The 14,555-nt window shown below is 66.9% G+C and carries 14 protein-coding genes and 3 pseudogenes; 1 reads left to right on the plus strand and 16 read right to left on the minus strand.

Annotated features, from left to right (window positions below; all coding sequences use genetic code 11):
• The 14 genes and pseudogenes from AB0D27_RS37090 to AB0D27_RS37155 all read right to left on the minus strand — a co-directional run.
• Positions 1-475, minus strand: a pseudogene (locus AB0D27_RS37090) (AAA family ATPase); the annotation flags it as partial.
• Positions 476-662: 187 nt separating this feature from the next.
• Positions 663-892: pseudogene (locus AB0D27_RS37095) on the minus strand (ABC transporter substrate-binding protein); the annotation flags it as partial.
• Positions 893-1,239: 347 nt separating this feature from the next.
• Positions 1,240-1,617, minus strand: a complete 378-nt coding sequence (locus tag AB0D27_RS37100) for a fic family toxin-antitoxin system, toxin component (protein WP_362517619.1) — start codon at positions 1,615-1,617, stop codon at positions 1,240-1,242.
• Complete coding sequence (locus AB0D27_RS37105; protein ID WP_362517622.1) at positions 1,617-1,856, minus strand: hypothetical protein; 240 nt, start codon at positions 1,854-1,856, stop codon at positions 1,617-1,619. Before AB0D27_RS37105 ends, AB0D27_RS37100 begins: the two co-directional genes overlap by 1 nt.
• Positions 1,857-1,958: 102 nt before the next feature.
• A complete protein-coding gene (locus AB0D27_RS37110; protein WP_362517625.1) occupies positions 1,959-2,132 on the minus strand; it encodes a hypothetical protein in 174 nt (57 codons plus the stop codon).
• A 178-nt stretch (positions 2,133-2,310) separates the two neighbouring features.
• Positions 2,311-2,439: a hypothetical protein gene (locus AB0D27_RS37115; RefSeq protein WP_362517703.1), complete on the minus strand. Its 129-nt coding sequence runs from the start codon at positions 2,437-2,439 to the stop codon at positions 2,311-2,313.
• 211 nt (positions 2,440-2,650) lie between these two features.
• Positions 2,651-2,935: pseudogene (locus AB0D27_RS37120) on the minus strand (hypothetical protein); the annotation flags it as partial.
• Between the two features lie 69 nt (positions 2,936-3,004).
• Positions 3,005-3,241 (minus strand): hypothetical protein, encoded by a 237-nt coding sequence (locus AB0D27_RS37125; RefSeq protein ID WP_362517628.1) that lies wholly within the window; start codon positions 3,239-3,241, stop codon positions 3,005-3,007.
• Between the two features lie 106 nt (positions 3,242-3,347).
• On the minus strand, positions 3,348-3,701 hold the full coding sequence (locus AB0D27_RS37130) for a DUF317 domain-containing protein (RefSeq protein WP_362517631.1): 354 nt from the start codon (positions 3,699-3,701) through the stop codon (positions 3,348-3,350).
• A 256-nt stretch (positions 3,702-3,957) separates the two neighbouring features.
• Complete coding sequence (locus AB0D27_RS37135; RefSeq protein WP_362517634.1) at positions 3,958-4,527, minus strand: hypothetical protein; 570 nt, start codon at positions 4,525-4,527, stop codon at positions 3,958-3,960.
• A gap of 32 nt (positions 4,528-4,559) precedes the next feature.
• A complete protein-coding gene (locus tag AB0D27_RS37140) occupies positions 4,560-5,042 on the minus strand; it encodes a hypothetical protein (protein WP_362517637.1) in 483 nt (160 codons plus the stop codon).
• The gene (locus tag AB0D27_RS37145; RefSeq protein WP_362517640.1) at positions 5,039-5,470 is read right to left on the minus strand and encodes a hypothetical protein; all 432 of its coding nucleotides are present in this window, start codon (positions 5,468-5,470) and stop codon (positions 5,039-5,041) included. Before AB0D27_RS37145 ends, AB0D27_RS37140 begins: the two co-directional genes overlap by 4 nt.
• Before the next feature lie 38 nt (positions 5,471-5,508).
• Entirely contained in the window at positions 5,509-6,201 is a 693-nt protein-coding gene (locus AB0D27_RS37150) for a hypothetical protein (protein ID WP_362517643.1), read from the minus strand.
• A 45-nt stretch (positions 6,202-6,246) separates the two neighbouring features.
• Positions 6,247-7,164 (minus strand): hypothetical protein, encoded by a 918-nt coding sequence (locus AB0D27_RS37155; RefSeq protein ID WP_362517646.1) that lies wholly within the window; start codon positions 7,162-7,164, stop codon positions 6,247-6,249.
• Between the two features lie 192 nt (positions 7,165-7,356).
• Between AB0D27_RS37155 and AB0D27_RS37160 the strand changes: the two genes are divergently transcribed.
• Entirely contained in the window at positions 7,357-10,389 is a 3,033-nt protein-coding gene (locus tag AB0D27_RS37160) for a Tn3 family transposase (RefSeq protein WP_362517649.1), read from the plus strand.
• 659 nt (positions 10,390-11,048) lie between these two features.
• Here the strand turns inward: AB0D27_RS37160 and AB0D27_RS37165 are convergent.
• Complete coding sequence (locus AB0D27_RS37165) at positions 11,049-12,704, minus strand: UvrD-helicase domain-containing protein (RefSeq protein ID WP_362517652.1); 1,656 nt, start codon at positions 12,702-12,704, stop codon at positions 11,049-11,051.
• On the minus strand, positions 12,701-14,485 hold the full coding sequence (locus AB0D27_RS37170; RefSeq protein WP_362517655.1) for a hypothetical protein: 1,785 nt from the start codon (positions 14,483-14,485) through the stop codon (positions 12,701-12,703). Before AB0D27_RS37170 ends, AB0D27_RS37165 begins: the two co-directional genes overlap by 4 nt.
• Positions 14,486-14,555: the final 70 nt, after the last annotated feature.

The raw sequence follows: 14,555 nt of genomic DNA on the forward strand, positions 1-14,555 counted from the left end.
CCGTCGACCGACGGCGTCGAGATGATGATGAGCTGGTCGGCGAGGTCGAGAACCCCGCGCATGGCGCTGTACAGCAGACCCGTACCGGAGTCGGTCAGGATGATCGGGTACCGCTTGCCCAGTACGTCGATCGCGCGCCGGTAGTCCTCGTCGTTGAAGGTCGTGGACACCGCCCGGTCGACGTCGTTGGCGATGATCTCCAGGCCCGACGGCGCCTGCGAGGTGAACCGCCGGATGTCCATGTACGAGTTGAGGTACGGGATCGCCTGGACGAGGTCCCGGATGGTGGCCCCGGTCTCGCGGCGCACACGGCGGCCGAGCGTACCGGCGTCCGGGTTGGCGTCGATCGCGAGGATCTTGTCCTGGCGCTCACTGGCGAGTGTCGCGCCGAGCGCGGTGGTCGTGGTCGTCTTGCCCACACCACCCTTAGGCTGATCACGGCGATCCGGTAGCACGACAGCACCGGCATCCGGATCGCTGTTCACAATCCCTCCTAGTGTGGCCGAGCACCCTCAAGCCGTGCCGGGGCAACCGTTGTTCCTGTCGTCCGTAGACGCCCGCAGTCGTCCACACGGGCAGGCCGACGTCATTGGCGATCGGGTCGGCGGCGGTACACAGGAAGCGGCAGTTGATCGGCTTGCCATTGTTGCGATCAGGAGTGTCTTGTCGTCGTTGAACTTCGAGAAGTCCCCCACCTTCCCCAGACACGCTTCGGGACGATCGGCAAGCCCAGCGCGGCCATCGTGGCCTGCCGCTTCTTCAGCTCGATGACAAGCTTGGTGGCGCTGGGTGCGGTGACCTTCTTGAAGTTGCCAACAAACCTGCCGTTGGCCGTGGCCGCGCCCTCGTCGGTCATCATCTTGTTGGAGGTCCACGCCGCGTCCTCCGCGGTGGGCGTTGCCGAGGAACCAGAAGACGTCGCCAGGGAGGAAGCAAGGGAAACGGCAGCGCGGAGCGAGGGGCGGACGCGGAGCGGCCGGACCGTCTGCCGTATCCCGCACCGCGTGAGAGCGCGCAGCGCTCGGTCCGGTCGGGCGCGGCGCGGCTGCCCAGCACGCGGCAAGGCGGTACGGCGCGCGAAACATGCCGCACAGCCGACCGGAACGCGCCCGAGCAGGGCCCCCACCCCCCCAAAGGAAAGAGCAGGTACTGCACCAGGCCGCCGGTCCAGGCCCGTCAAAGAATCCGGCGAGGCCGAGCCGGTTGGCACGCATAGTCCCGTCGACGGGCCTTGGGCGGTCACGTAGTCGCGGGCCAGGAGCGCAGCAAGGCGGCAATTTTCGCGGCCGTGCAGGTGGGGTCGCGGAGCAGGTCGCGCAGGGCGATGGCGTCGTCGCGGGTGGGCTTGACCTGGAGGCCGGAGGCCTCCAGGTACATGACGCCGGTGGCAGCGGCGACCGCCATGTTGGAGCGCTCCAGCCAGCGGCAGCGGCCGAGGATGTGCACCAGGGCGGCCGCGCGGGCGTAGGGGCCGTCGTACACCGGCTGCTCCAGCAGTTCGGCCCTGTGACAGGCAACAGCAGCCACCGGCACCCCGTAGTCGTCCGGTGCCGGGTCACCCGCCCCAGCGATCTCGGCGACCTGGAGGATCCAGGGAACGTCGATGTGCAGGTCCATTACGCGGCGCGCGCCCCCGGGGCGGACTGCTCGGCGTCCTCGGCCTCATCGAAGACGGCCTGGTGCTCGTCAAGGAACCGGCGGGCGGCGTCCAGGCCACGGACACGCAGGCCGTCGGCGTCTTCCCGGACCAGCTGGGCGATGTAGTCGCCGATGCTCAGCCCGCGATCTTTGGCCCGGGCCCTGGCGAGTTCTGCGACCTCGTCGTCGACCCGCGCACCCAGTTGTGTCTTCGCCATACCGGCATGGTAACAGCTGTTACCAACAGCGTGGGGCGCCCTGGGTCCGAAGCCTCTCGGCGCCGGTCCGGCAACGCCAGCTCCACCGCGCCACTGCCCCGGTCAGTGGCTCTCTTCTTGCTTCGGCCATACGCCAGGGCCTCCGCCGAGCCGGTGGATCTCGTCGTGCTCGGCACCCGCTTGCCGCATGATGTCGAAGACATCCTTGAACGCGTCGCTGCTGCTGGCGGGCGTCTGCGTGTCCAGCTCGGTGGCTGCGACATGGGCGCCTTCCACGGCCCCCGGCCTCGATCACCGCCAGGAGATGCTGTTCCTCCCCCGGCCTTACGCCTGCGGCTTCGAGGAGGTCGGACACCCGACGCCGGGCGCTCGCGGTGGCCTCTGCGTGCACGATGATCAGCGGTGAGGCGGGCCGCTCAGGGCTGGTGCTCATACGCGGTTCCCGTCTGGTGTGTTACCTGAGTTCAACGGAGTAGTTGTCTCCGTCGAATGTCCATCCGTCGGCGCCTTCGCCGATGTCCTGCACGATGACGTCGTCGATGAAGTGGTCCTCGAACTCGTCGTCGGTGAGTTCGCCGGCCATCCAGAGTTCCTCGATCTCGTCCCAGTCGCCCCGTCGGCCGTCGATCCGCAGGGGTGCGGCGTCTCGTGTTCCGCGTTCGCGCCGGTCGGTGCCAGTGGTGACCCAGCCGCTGATCTCGTAGTCGCCGTTCTTGACGTGGTCGGCGATGGGGTCGGCGGGGACGATGGCGACGTTTTCGTAGGCGGTGTGGATGAGGTCGCGGTAGCCGCAACGGCTCGTCCGCCAGGCTCCACTGGGCCCAGCGCAAGGCGTCGGGACTGATGTGCAGGACGGTACTGCGCAGGACCTGGCGGTCCTCCGGCTCTTCGTCCGGCTCGTGCCGTCCGCGGACGATCGTCAGGCTCGTCCAGCCCAGACCGGCGAGCGTGTCGGCGACGGCGTCGTAGAGGCGCCCATCATCACCGGCCAGATGCCGGGGACCGACCCAGAACGCGGGCCGGCCGCCGCGCGGAGTGGACGGGTCGAGCGGGAAGTCGGGGTACAGGGGCGCCTCCAAGAGCTCGGTACGGGTCTAGTTGCCGCCGGCCCGGCGGCGGGGGCGACGCGGGGGCGCCAGAACGGGGCCCTACCACGTCAGGGCGACAGCGACCTCGGGCGGTAGATGGCCGAGCTCCGCGTCCTCATCCCGCCCTTCAGCGAGGAAGACAACGGCCCGGCCGGTCTCGTCCACGGACTGCACGACCTGCGCCAAGCGGTGGGCCATCGGAAAGAACGGATTCATGGCCTGGCGGACCGGAGCACTCCGGTCACAGCCGGACAGCAGGTCGATGAGATCGCCGACGGTCATCTCCGGGGACGTCACGAACAGCCTCCATGGGTGAGGGAAACGGTGAGCGATGGAACGGGCGGGTGGCCGTCAGACAGCCAGCCACCCGCCAAGCGAGGACTACCTGCGGGCACCTGTGCCGTCATACGCGACGTGAGGTCCCCAGCACGCGCGCCACGGCGGCGGCGACAATGTCGGCCGGCGTCTCGGTGTCGAACGACAGGTGGTAGCCACGCACCTTGGCCGTGCCGGTGACGGCGATCTTCCATCCCTCGCCGTCCGTGCCGGGGCGGCCGAGCGGGAACCAGCCTAGGTAGAAGCGGCCGTCCTTCGAGCTGACGTGCACGTCCGCACGGTCGTCCACGATCAGGTGGAATTCCTCCGCGGAGAACTGGTCCATGACCAGCGTGGGCTGGCCGGGGCCGAGCTGCCATTCGCGAAGCCGCAGGGCTTCGACGGTGGTGGAGAAACCGGGGCCTACAGGCGCTACGGTCACAGGCAATCACCTCTCTGACCTGGGGTTTCCTGCAAGGTCGTCTACGTTGACATGCCCTCGCGCACGTTGGCCAGTCTTTCCGCGATCTTTCCTGTCTGCCCCCGGCGAACTGCTGTCGTGTCTCATCGAAGTTCGTCTTCCTGGCGCCGCAGACCTTGCTGGACTGGATTCAGGGAGGTGCATGCACTGGGTTCGTTGAGACAGGGCAAGAGCGGCATGTTCTGGTGAGCGTTCCCTCGCCGAGCACCGAACCCGTTTACAGCTGGCGGCGCCGCAAGGGCAGCCACGCTCCCCGGGCCGGCGCCTCGTAGGCGCCAACCTTGAGAGCGGTTCTGGCCACCTTCAAGAACAGGTTGTGCTGGCCGTGGTAAGCACCGGACAGCCTGGTCCGAGCCGCCATCTGTTGGCCCCGGTCTCTTCGTACCGTGCCAAGCCAGACTGGTTCTGGGGCATGGTCATAGAGGAGAGACTGCTGAAGCACAGTGGCCGTATCGACTACGTCCATTGGAGCGCGAAGTTCGAGTGCAGCGAAGGCCCGCTTCAACCGTTGCGGATCCAACTCCAGGGCCCGGCGCTCCATCTCGTCCCAGCGTTCGTGGAACGCGTCCTCGTACATGGCCTGATAGTCCTGGTAGACCTGCTCGGCCTGGAGGAGGAACTCTGCGCAGAGGGAGGGCAGGAGTTCTCTTATCCATGGGGCATCGGCTTGGTAGCGGGCCGCACTAGCCTGACTGCGTCCGGCTATGACTGCACCACCGGCGCCTAAGAGAGCTCCGCCGAACGCCGCTCCCGCAGCGATCAAGCCGAGCAGGAACTCGCTGTTCACACGCCCTCCAACTCGTCACGAAGGCCCGGAAGTTACCACGGATGACCAGTCTGATCATTGGGTTTCGGGCCGATGCGCGTTACCTCAGTAGTCAGGCGATGTCGAATGCGTGGTGAACTGCGAACGCTCGCGATATCACGCTTCGGCACGGCGAAGTCGCCGAAGATCGAGTGTGGTCGAGGCGCCAGTTGTCCGACGGGGTAGAAGCCCGTGATGTGATAGCGGACCTGGTTGTGCCAGACGTCGAATCCCATGACCCAGGACTCGGCCAGGTCATCCACGACGATCAGTGCCGGGTGGGTGCCAGCGGTGGGCCGGTACAGGGGTATGGCTACTGGAACCGGGCATTCGCCGAACAGGGAGTCGGCATAGAAGGCCCTGGCAGTCAGCATGCGTTCCGCGAGCACACCGGTCGCGTGGTACTCGGCCGGCACCTGCTGGAGGAGACCGTCCAGCTCGATCAGCACGGTGCGGTAGCGCTCTGCCTTCCGTCTGTTGGGTGGCTCCAAGGTCACCGGGTCACCGCCAGGTGCGAGGTGAGCGGGATGTCGTAGCGCATCCAAGAACGCATGGCAGCAGCTGTATGGGGCCTGCCGGAACCGAGAGCGCGGTATCCGTCAAAGATCCAGCCCGTCACCTCCAGGAAGGTGCCGCGGCCCGTGCTGATGTCCAGTTCCGTGTTGAGGAAGGCGGGCCGCTTGGCTACCGCGAAGCCCTGCCAGGCGCGGTCCCAGCGGAACAGTGTGCCGAACTCCGGGTCGTCCCACACCAGGAGGCGGTTGCGTGTGTGTGCGGCTCGGCAGTCGAGAATCCACAGGTCTGCGTGGGCCTCCCTGCCGGCGACTTCAACTGGGGCAAGCGGATGGGCCTGGATCTCTGCCCGCTTCCCGCAGCGCAGCAGGCAGTCCGCTCTGCGGTTCCCGAGTGGGATCTCGGTGGCCACACCCCAGTCCTTGACTCCTTTGTGCCACGTGGACTCGGTCACAGGGCGCCCGCGTACCGGAGGAGCTCGGCGTCTTCGTCGTCCAGGCCAAGGGCCTGGGCTCCGACCTCGGCGATGTAGTCGGCGAGGTTGAAGATGCCGGGGATGCTGTCGATGCCGACGACGAGCCGGTCGTAGCGCTTGAACAGGGCGATGATCCGATTTGCGCGGGCCCTGTGTTCCTTGGCTCCTTGGGCGGATTCCTTGGCCGCACGGTCAAGCCGGTCTGCCTCCATGAAGTCGCGCTCGGCAAGAGGAGGGAGGACTTCCATGATGCGGTCGAGGTCTTCCAGCACAAGTTGCTGGGCCGACTTCTCCGTCAGCTCGCCGCCCTCGCCGATCAGGACCTTCGCCACGACCTTTTCGTCGTCGGATCCAGCACCGTGCGAGCCGGGAACCGCAGTGTCGCCAGGGCCTGATGCTCCGGTTCCGCAGCTCGGACCCATGACGGTGGTGCCGCCCTGTGCGGGTCCAGCCGGACCAGCGAGAGCGGCGATACGAAGTTCCTTGCAGACCTTGTTGAACGAGGTGGTGCACATCGATTTCACTGCGCGGTCAAATACTGGACGGTATTCCGTACAGAGCACGTTGATCTTCGACCGGACGACGCTTTGCATCCGGGTGAGTTGCTCGACTTCGCTCCCGCCCTGGCGGATGCACCGGAGAGCTTCCCGGTCGAGGACGTCGCGCACGGCGTTGGGGTAGCGGCCTGCGGCATTGGGGATAGACACGGGTTTCTACTTTCCGGAGAGGAGTCGGATCGTGCGGGGGCGCTTCTCCAAGACGCGGCCGGCCCAGGAGGTGACCGAGTCACGGATGGATTCGACGGACTGCCACACGTCGGGGTCATCGACGTGTGCGAAATCGTCGGGGCCCAGCAGGAGGATCTCCCTGCACTTGTGGGCCAGACCGAAGTAGCGGATGGTCCAGTCGGCACGCGGATCGCGCTCGTCGTCGCCGATCAGCTCGTTGACCAGCTCTTCGTCCGGATCCGGCACGGGGCGCATCTGCTCGCGTACGTACCGGGCGACCTCCTGGTCCTGGAGAACCTCACGGACGGTCGGCTCCCGCAGGATGGACAGGACGGCTTCCGGAGTTTTGGTCAGCTCCGCGACGACGGCCTCCCGCACCCCTACATGGCCGAGCTGAGCGACGATCTCGCCCGGTGTCTCCGTACCGGAGGCCGCTCCGTCCGCCAGGCCGAGGGCCCGGCAGTACTCCCCGGCGTCGAGTACGGCCGGCCATCCCGCCCGCTCGGCGCTGGCGAGCCTCCCGAGCAGCAGTCCGACACGACGCGCGCGTTCGGCCGGGTGGGTTACGCAGGCCGTGACCACGCACTTCCACGGCACGTGGACGGACGACGTGGCGAGACGTTCGCGAAGTTCCGCGCCCGCCAACGCCGTGACGCGCTGGTATCGCTCAAGTGTGTCGGCCGCATAGCCGAGTTGGCGTGCCAGCGGTTCCAGGGCACTGCTCACCGCCAGGCTGGACTGCTCGGCGATCTCGGCGCACACGTCGCCGAGTCCGAAGCGCGCCGCAAGCTGCACCCGCGTCGCCTGGACGTCCTGCTCCGCGAATGCTCTCGCGCGTTTGAGCTGTTCATCGGTGTAGCCGGGATCTGCGCTACCGCCCGGCTCGATCCACACGTTCTCCATGGCCGAGGACGGTAGAAGCCCGAGCTGTCAGAAACGTCCGCGAGCCACTCGAACAGCCGCTCAAAAAACGGGTTGACGACCAAGATCTCAAAAATGTGCCCTAAGGCCGATCACCCCCGAAGTCCGGTTTGACCCGGCCCAGTCGACGGCCTGAATCTGCCCCGCGTGACAATCCGATCGTCAGGAGAGGCAATGCTCGGCGCAGAGGAGCGGCAGGAGTTGAGCGCGGGGTATCCGTCGTTCGTCAATGGAATCTCGGAGAGCGACTGGCCCCATCTCCGGCTCGGCGAGGAAGACCAGCGGCTGATCCAGGGCAAGCGAGGCGAGCACAACCGGCTCGGCCTGGCTGTGCAGCTGACGGTCGTGCGCTTCCTGGGCCGTTTCCAGACCGACGTGGAGAGGATCCCCGAGGACCTGGTGCTGCGCGTGGGCGAGCAGCTCGGCATCTCCGACCCGCTCGCCAAGATCACCCTGTACGGGGAGAACAGCGACACCGTTCGAAACCACGTCAGGGAGATCAGACGGGAACACGGCTGGACTTCCTTCGTGGCGGGCGAGGCCCAGCTCGTGGCCTGGTTGGAAGACCGGCTGAAGTACTCCACGGACGGCCCGAAGGCGATGACGCTCCAGGCCCTAGTCTGGCTCCGCGGGCAGCGTGTGCTGCTCCCCAGATACTCGACGCTTCGTGACCTGGTGACGCTCTGCCGGGGTAGAGCCGAAGACGCGGTGTCGAAGGAACTCGTCTCCAAAATGAACCGTCAACAGGTCCGCATCATCGACTGGTTGATGGAGGTTCCCGCCGACGAGCGCACCAGTCGTCTGGACGGCCTGCGTCGCGGTGTCGGCGTGCCCTCGTGGGCGAACTTCGTGAAGGCGCTGTCACGCGCGGACGAGATCCGCGCTCTCGGGTTCGTTGATGTGGATGTCTCGTCCATCCCCGACCGCAAGTTGGCGCAGCTAGCCGATCACGCCTTGACCGAGCGGGTACCGCGCCTGAAAGAGCAGACTGGCAAGCGGGCTGCGGTACTTGCGGCCATCAAGCGCCTGGAGACGAGCGCCATCGACGATGCCATCGACATGCTCGACAAGCTGATCAGCGAGGGCTTCATCGCCAAACCCAAGAGGTGGGCCGACAAGGCCCTCGTCGACGCCTACCCGAAGTTCGCCCCTGACGGCACCCTGACCGCACAGGCACTGCTCGCCGTCCTGGAATCCGTGGCGGAGAGCATCGACCACGACAGCGGTGTGATCAGCGACCCAGTCACCGACACCGGCTCCACGCGTGCCGTGCTGGAGACGGTCGCCGACCGGGACACTCTCTTCCGGGCGGCCCAGAACCTCCTGGAGTACATGCCGGCCCGGGACTCCGACACCCATGAGGCCCGTCGCGCCAAGGCACTGGAACGGTTCAGAGACGTACGGACGTTCGTACCCGTCCTTGTCGACAGGGTCCGCTTCGGCGCAAGTCCCGCGGGCCAGGCAGCGCTGGCCGCGCTCCACGCTTTGCCGCCTCTCCTGGATCGCGAGGACGTTCGGCTCGATGACATCGACACCAGGCTGTTGAAAGGCTCCTGGAAGCGCCTCGTGGAAGGTGAGCCGGAACAGTCCGACGGCGCGGTGAACCTGTCGGCATACGCCCTGTGCGTGGTGGAGACCTTCCACCGGCATCTGTGCAAACGAGAGATCTTCGTTCAGGGCTGTTCCCGCTGGGGAGACCTGCTCGCGCGACTCCTGTCAGACGAGGTCTGGGCACAGGCCCGGCCCAGCCTGCTCACCAGCTTGGATCTGCCCGAAGACCCCAGCGCCTACCTCGACCGCGCTGCCAGCAGCTTGCACGCCGACCTGGTCAGAGTCGCCTCCCGCACGCCCGAAGGCGCTCAAATCACGCTCGGCAACGGTGACTTGGTCTTACCGAAGGGGCGGCCACCGCGTACATCGAGCCTGAGTCGCCAAGTGGAGAAGATGCTCCCCAAGGTAGAGCTGCCCCAAGTGGTGCTGGACGTGTTGAGCCGGACCGGCGGAATCGCCGCGTTCACCACCCGCAACGGCAACCCTTCCCCCTACCCGGAATTCGAGCTGTCCGTAGCCGCCGTGATGGTCGGATACGGCTGCAACATCGGCCTCGAAGCCGTCGCGAACGACGAAAAGGACGCCCTCAAACTCGACCGCCTCACCAGCATCAGCCGCGAATACTTCCGCCCCGATGTGATCGAGGCATGCACCACCCTCATGCTCGGCGCGGAGAGCGACGCACTCACCACCCTGCAGTTGAACGGGGAGCGCCTCGCCTCCGTGGACGGCCACAGCTTCGTCATCCCCACACCACAGCCCGGCCTGCTCATCGCACCCGAAGGCAATGCCGAGGTCACCTGGCTGACCATGCTGACCGAGCAGGCCATCCAGCTGTCCGGGCGCATGGTCGGCGGCCGGCCCAGCGCCGCGCTGGAGGCACTCAACACCCTTACGACGTACCGGGACCAGACCAACGTCCTGGACAGCCGACACCCCGAAGCCATCGTCGCCGAGGCCGGAACGCACGAGGACCTCGTCTTCGGCCTTCTGACCCTCTCCGGCTACTCCTACCAGCCCGCCCCGCACCAAATCAACGATGCCAGGCTATGGCGCATCGACAGGTCAGCGGACTACGGACCTCTCCAGGGCGCAACACGCCGGCAGATCGACCCTTCGCAGATCGCGGCACACTGGGAAGACATCCTGCGGGTGATCGGCTCGATCCACCACGGTGCCGTCAGCGCACACGACGCGCTGCGGATCGTCACCCGCAACGGCCAGCCCACCGACCTCGGATCAGCGATCGTCTCCTTCGGGCGCATCGCCAAAACACGCCACCTGCTCCGCCTCTATGACAACCCCGAGTACCGGAGCGGGATCGAAGCACAGAGCAGGCTGCACAAGGAACGCGCCGACCTCGCCAGGCGTATCTGCCACGGCATCGACGGCCCCTTCCCCGACTACTACCCTGGTCTGGAAAACCGGCTCGGCGTTCTCGGCCTCGTCCTCAACACCGTGGCCCTCTTCAACACGGCCTACATCCAGAAGATCGTCGAGAAAATGCGCGCCCAGGGCCAGGTCATCTCGCACAGCGACCTCCGCCAGCTCTCTCGGATGATGTACGGCCACATCAACATGCGCGGCCGATTCCACTTCGAGCCGCCCGCTGACACGATGTTCGAGATCCCCGACGTCGAACCGGATCCCGCCTGAAGACCGCAGGCCACCTCCGCAGGTGGAGCCGTCCGTGAGAACTACTGAACGGCGAGCCCACCCGTCTCACGCCGAAGCCGGTGCCTCACCCGAGGTACCGGCTTCGTCCTTGCCCACCACGGTCCACGTTCCCCAGTCCGTACAGGGTGACGAACGCACGCCCCAACGGCTCATGGCAAATGATCTTGGCTGTTTGGCAGGCGCGTTTGACCGACTTACCGCCCCGTCAAGATCAGGTGGCAGAACCCCGACAGCCGTCAAGATCACTTGCGAAACGGTCAAGATCACCCGCCAGAGGACACTCGCGCTGGGTGACTACTCACCCCGCAACGCCGCGTCAACTTCGGTAAGAACGGAGTTTGGGGAGCTCCCTGCCCCTGCCCGACCCAATCGGCCAGGTCCCTTTACCAGGCAAAATGCGCCTTAACTCACATTATTGAGATCTTGGTCGCCAAGCAGCACGACGCCGAGGAAGAGAGGGCGCCGCACTGGGGAACTTTCCAGTGCGCGCAAGGAGATGGCCATGATTCAGAGACGGGGTAGTGGCCACTTCCATGGGACATCCCGGAGACCGGCACCTCACAGCATCGGGATTTGGACATGGCTGACTGGCCAAGGCGTGTGACAGCCACCCCCAGGGCCGGAAGACCGCGGCGTTCCTACCGCAGGGCCGCGACGAGAGGTGCCCAGAGACCGTGCACCAGGTTGGGAACAACGAGGTGTGCCTTCTGCCGGGCGCGGGTCATGACGACGTACAGCAGCTTGGACCCGGTCGGGTACGGCTCTCCTTCGGAGCCGTGGAACTCGTTGCTTCCGAGGAGCAAGATCGTGGTGTCGGCTTCCCGGCCCTTGGTCTCGTGGAGGTTCATGACCTGGATCGGGGCCCGTCGGCCTACTCCTACCCCGACCAGGACTTCGTCACGTGCCCTCAGAAGCTCCTGCTCGATCGCGGCAGCGTCGAAGCTGTTCTCGCCCAAGCGGCGGAGGGCGATACGCGTCTGACGGGCCGCCTGAATCCAGGTCTCCTGACCGCGGGCGGCTCCGACTGTGCTGTAGGCGTTGGTGACCACCTCTGCGAGCCTCATGACGTCGGGCCGGCCATTCTCGCCGACCGCGGCGCGCAGGTCCCGTGCCAGTCGTCCCAGTGCGTTACGGAGCGGCGGGTTGCTCGCCGGGTTGAGCATATGCCCGGCGAGCGGCACCACCTTCTTGCCCTTCGCCGTGGCCTGGACGTAGACGGCCAGCGCGCGGAGAACCTCAGGGTCGGGGAGGCCCAGTGCGTATTTCGCCAGGGCGAGTTGCGCGGCAAGCGCCTCACCATGTGCCTCGTCGAAGCCGACTTGCTCATGCGCGAGGCCGTCGGCGAGCAGAGCGTCAGACAGACTGGAGGTCGCCACGTGGGTGTGGGTGAAGATGCTGACGGTGTCGCCGTCCTTCCTGGCGCGGCGCGCGAGGTCGATGACCTCGGCATGTCCGTGGCCGTCGGTGTAGTCGGTGACCGAGATGCGCCCCGCAGCAGCGGCCATGCGGATGGCACCGTGGGTGAAGTCGCGTCGCAGGGCGGCCTCGGCCGCAGCAGGCAGGGTGCCGCTCGGGTCGCGGTAGCTGAGCGGCGGCAGCATGATCTTGTCGGCCCCGTGCAGTCCCATCGCCGTGGCGATCCGGGCATCGGCGTCAATGTGCTTGAAGCCCGCGTAGATGCACTGGTTGGTGTCGCCCAGCAGAATGCGGCGCGCGGCCGGTGCGATCTGCTGGAGGAACTGCCATTCCTGGTCGTCGGTGTCCTGGAACTCGTCACAGATCACGAGACCGTACCGGCCGTTGTAGTGATCGCGCACCTTCTCCAGGCCGAGCAACTCCACCGCGGCCGGGACCAATTGGTTGTAGGTGAGGCCGGGCCCCGCTCCCCCGACGAGGCACTGTGCTTCGCTCAGCACCACGAGAGGCTGCGGGTATCCGTGGTGCGGGCCGAAGCTGTTGATGATGCGCCACGCGAAGCCGTGGAAGGTAGCGACTTCCAGGCGGGGCGCCATCGGTCCGATCAAGTTGGACGACCGGTCGATGATCTGTGCCACCGCAGTGCGCGAGAAGGAGAGAAAGAGGACTCGCTCAGGGGCGGGCAGCCTCGTTCTGCGTCCGAACTGATGAGCCGCTCGGCGTCGGATGGCCAGTCGTTCGTCGGCGTCTTCGAGGTGGCGGCGGGCCGCTGCGACGGCGGTGGTGGTCTTGCCGGTGCCGGCGCCCCCGAGTACGACCAGTACCGGCACGGCGCTGTCAATGACGTCTCGCTGCTCCCCCTTAGCCTCGTAGCTCACACCGCGTCCTCGTCAGGACGGCTGACGTCCTCCAGGTCGATCAGTGTGGGGCCGTCGTAGCCGGAGCTGGCAGCCGTGGCGATGGCGTCCAGAGTCGCCACCAGGAGCGGCGGGTGCACCACGGAACCCTCCCCTTCCGGTCCCTCACCTCCGTGGTCCTCCGCGTCGGCAGGTTCCGGCTGCAGCTCTCGGTAGAGGGCGTCGAGGAAGGGCTCGTGCAGGCTCTTGCCGTGGAGCGTCTTACAGAGTTTCGTGACGGTCTGCTCGGTCGCTTCGGCGGCCAGGGGATCCGGCTGCCCGACCTTGTCGAGCTGCGCAGCCGACTGGGGAGACTGCTTGTCGGCGTCGACAACGCCGATCACGCGGAAGCCGAGCTGCTTGGCGAGGTCGGCAATCTGAGGGACCTGGTCAATGCCACCGTCGGCACCTGTCCCGGCGGCGACGATGCGCACACCATGGGCAGACAGGGGCAACCTGCTCGGCGGGTAGCGACGGTTGGCCATTCCAAGGACCGCGACGTCGTGCGGGCCTTCGGTGACTGCGACGACGGGCGCGGTGAGCGCGGGGAGCAACTGAGTGTGGAGCTGACGGTGGGCGACGATCTGCTTGCGGTCACTGACCTGCGGAAGCTGGTGGTGCGCACGCTGACCGCCGTGGCGGACGAGGCGGACCACCTCGCCGGGTTCGAATGCTCGCGCCACTTCGGGCCGACGGGTCGACAGCCAGGCTTGCCCGGACCGGTTGCGGATCAGTGAGGCGAGATGCTCGGCGGTGGCGGCGTCGAGCTGGTCTCCGAAGTCATCGGCGAGTACGACCGCGCCGGGGACGTCCGCGAGCAGCATCGCCTCGGCCATGGAGAGGACGGCGCTCACCGTGCTGCCGTGGTTCGCCAGGGCGAGCGGCCCTGCGGTGTCCAGCCGCAGCGCGGCCCGCAGGGTGCGCAAAAGGGCGCTGACGGATCCGTCCTCGGCAAGGAAGCCGACGTCCCCGGCGGTGATCGGGCTGTCCCCGAGCCGCTGGCCTGTGCCGCCCACGGCCAGCACAGCGCCCACGGCCTCGGTGATGGCCGGGGCCGTGGACAGCGCATCCACGGCCTGGCTGACCGCGTCGCGCAAGACCTCGAACGCGGCGACAGCGGCCTTGGGATCGCGCTCCTCGACGTACCGTCGCATGCTTCCGCCCGCGCGAAGCTGCAGGGGGACTCCCGTATTGAGGGTGATCACCGGAAGCGCACGGCGCACGGCAGCCGGCACCCGTGCATACTGCCCTGTCTCCGGATTGCTGCGTGCCGGAAAGTAGACGACGGAGTCCAGTGCCTCGGTCTCGCGGTCGTAAGTGAGCCGATAGGTGAGGCGAACGCATTGGGGAGCCGTGGGGTCCGCCTCGTCGCTCTCGGAGGCGGATCCCGACGCGTCGAGCGGCTGGAGGTAGCCGTCGACCAACTGCTCCGCCTCCGGGTCGAGATCAGAGAGGGTGACCTCCACCTCGGCCGTGGACGCCCGAGGCGACTGCGCCGACTCAGGCAGTACTTCCTCCGAGCCTTCACCGGACGGGGAACTCTGGCCCTCGCCCTCGCCCACTCCCGCCACAGGCACGCTCTGGTGCAGATCTGACAACGCGGGCGTACGAGCAGCATCCGGGTCGAGCACGCGCGCCAGCGCCTCGATGACATCGCTGCGTCCGGCGCGGGGCACGCCGGCCACGACCGCGTGACCGCGGGGGCGCCGATCGAGGGACTTCCAGTCCCGGAAGTCCGATACCAGCAGTCGGGTCACTCGCACCGCATCATCATTGCGGACAACGCTCCTGGTGAGCACGGCAATTAGCGCAAGAAGGCTAGATCGGGCGCGC

The sequence above is a fragment of the Streptomyces sp. NPDC048415 genome, from assembly GCF_040651675.1.
Classification (GTDB): Bacteria; Actinomycetota; Actinomycetes; order Streptomycetales; family Streptomycetaceae; genus Streptomyces.

What these genes read in the sequence shown, in the direction of transcription:
- AB0D27_RS37100 (WP_362517619.1), bottom strand. Translation starts at nt 1,617, where the DNA reads ATGGACCTGCACATCGACGTTCCCTGGATCCTCCAGGTCGCCGAGATC.
- AB0D27_RS37105 (WP_362517622.1), bottom strand. Translation starts at nt 1,856, where the DNA reads ATGGCGAAGACACAACTGGGTGCGCGGGTCGACGACGAGGTCGCAGAA.
- AB0D27_RS37115 (WP_362517703.1), bottom strand. Translation starts at nt 2,439, where the DNA reads ATGGCCGGCGAACTCACCGACGACGAGTTCGAGGACCACTTCATCGAC.
- AB0D27_RS37155 (WP_362517646.1), bottom strand. Translation starts at nt 7,164, where the DNA reads ATGGAGAACGTGTGGATCGAGCCGGGCGGTAGCGCAGATCCCGGCTAC.
- AB0D27_RS37160 (WP_362517649.1), top strand. Translation starts at nt 7,357, where the DNA reads ATGCTCGGCGCAGAGGAGCGGCAGGAGTTGAGCGCGGGGTATCCGTCG.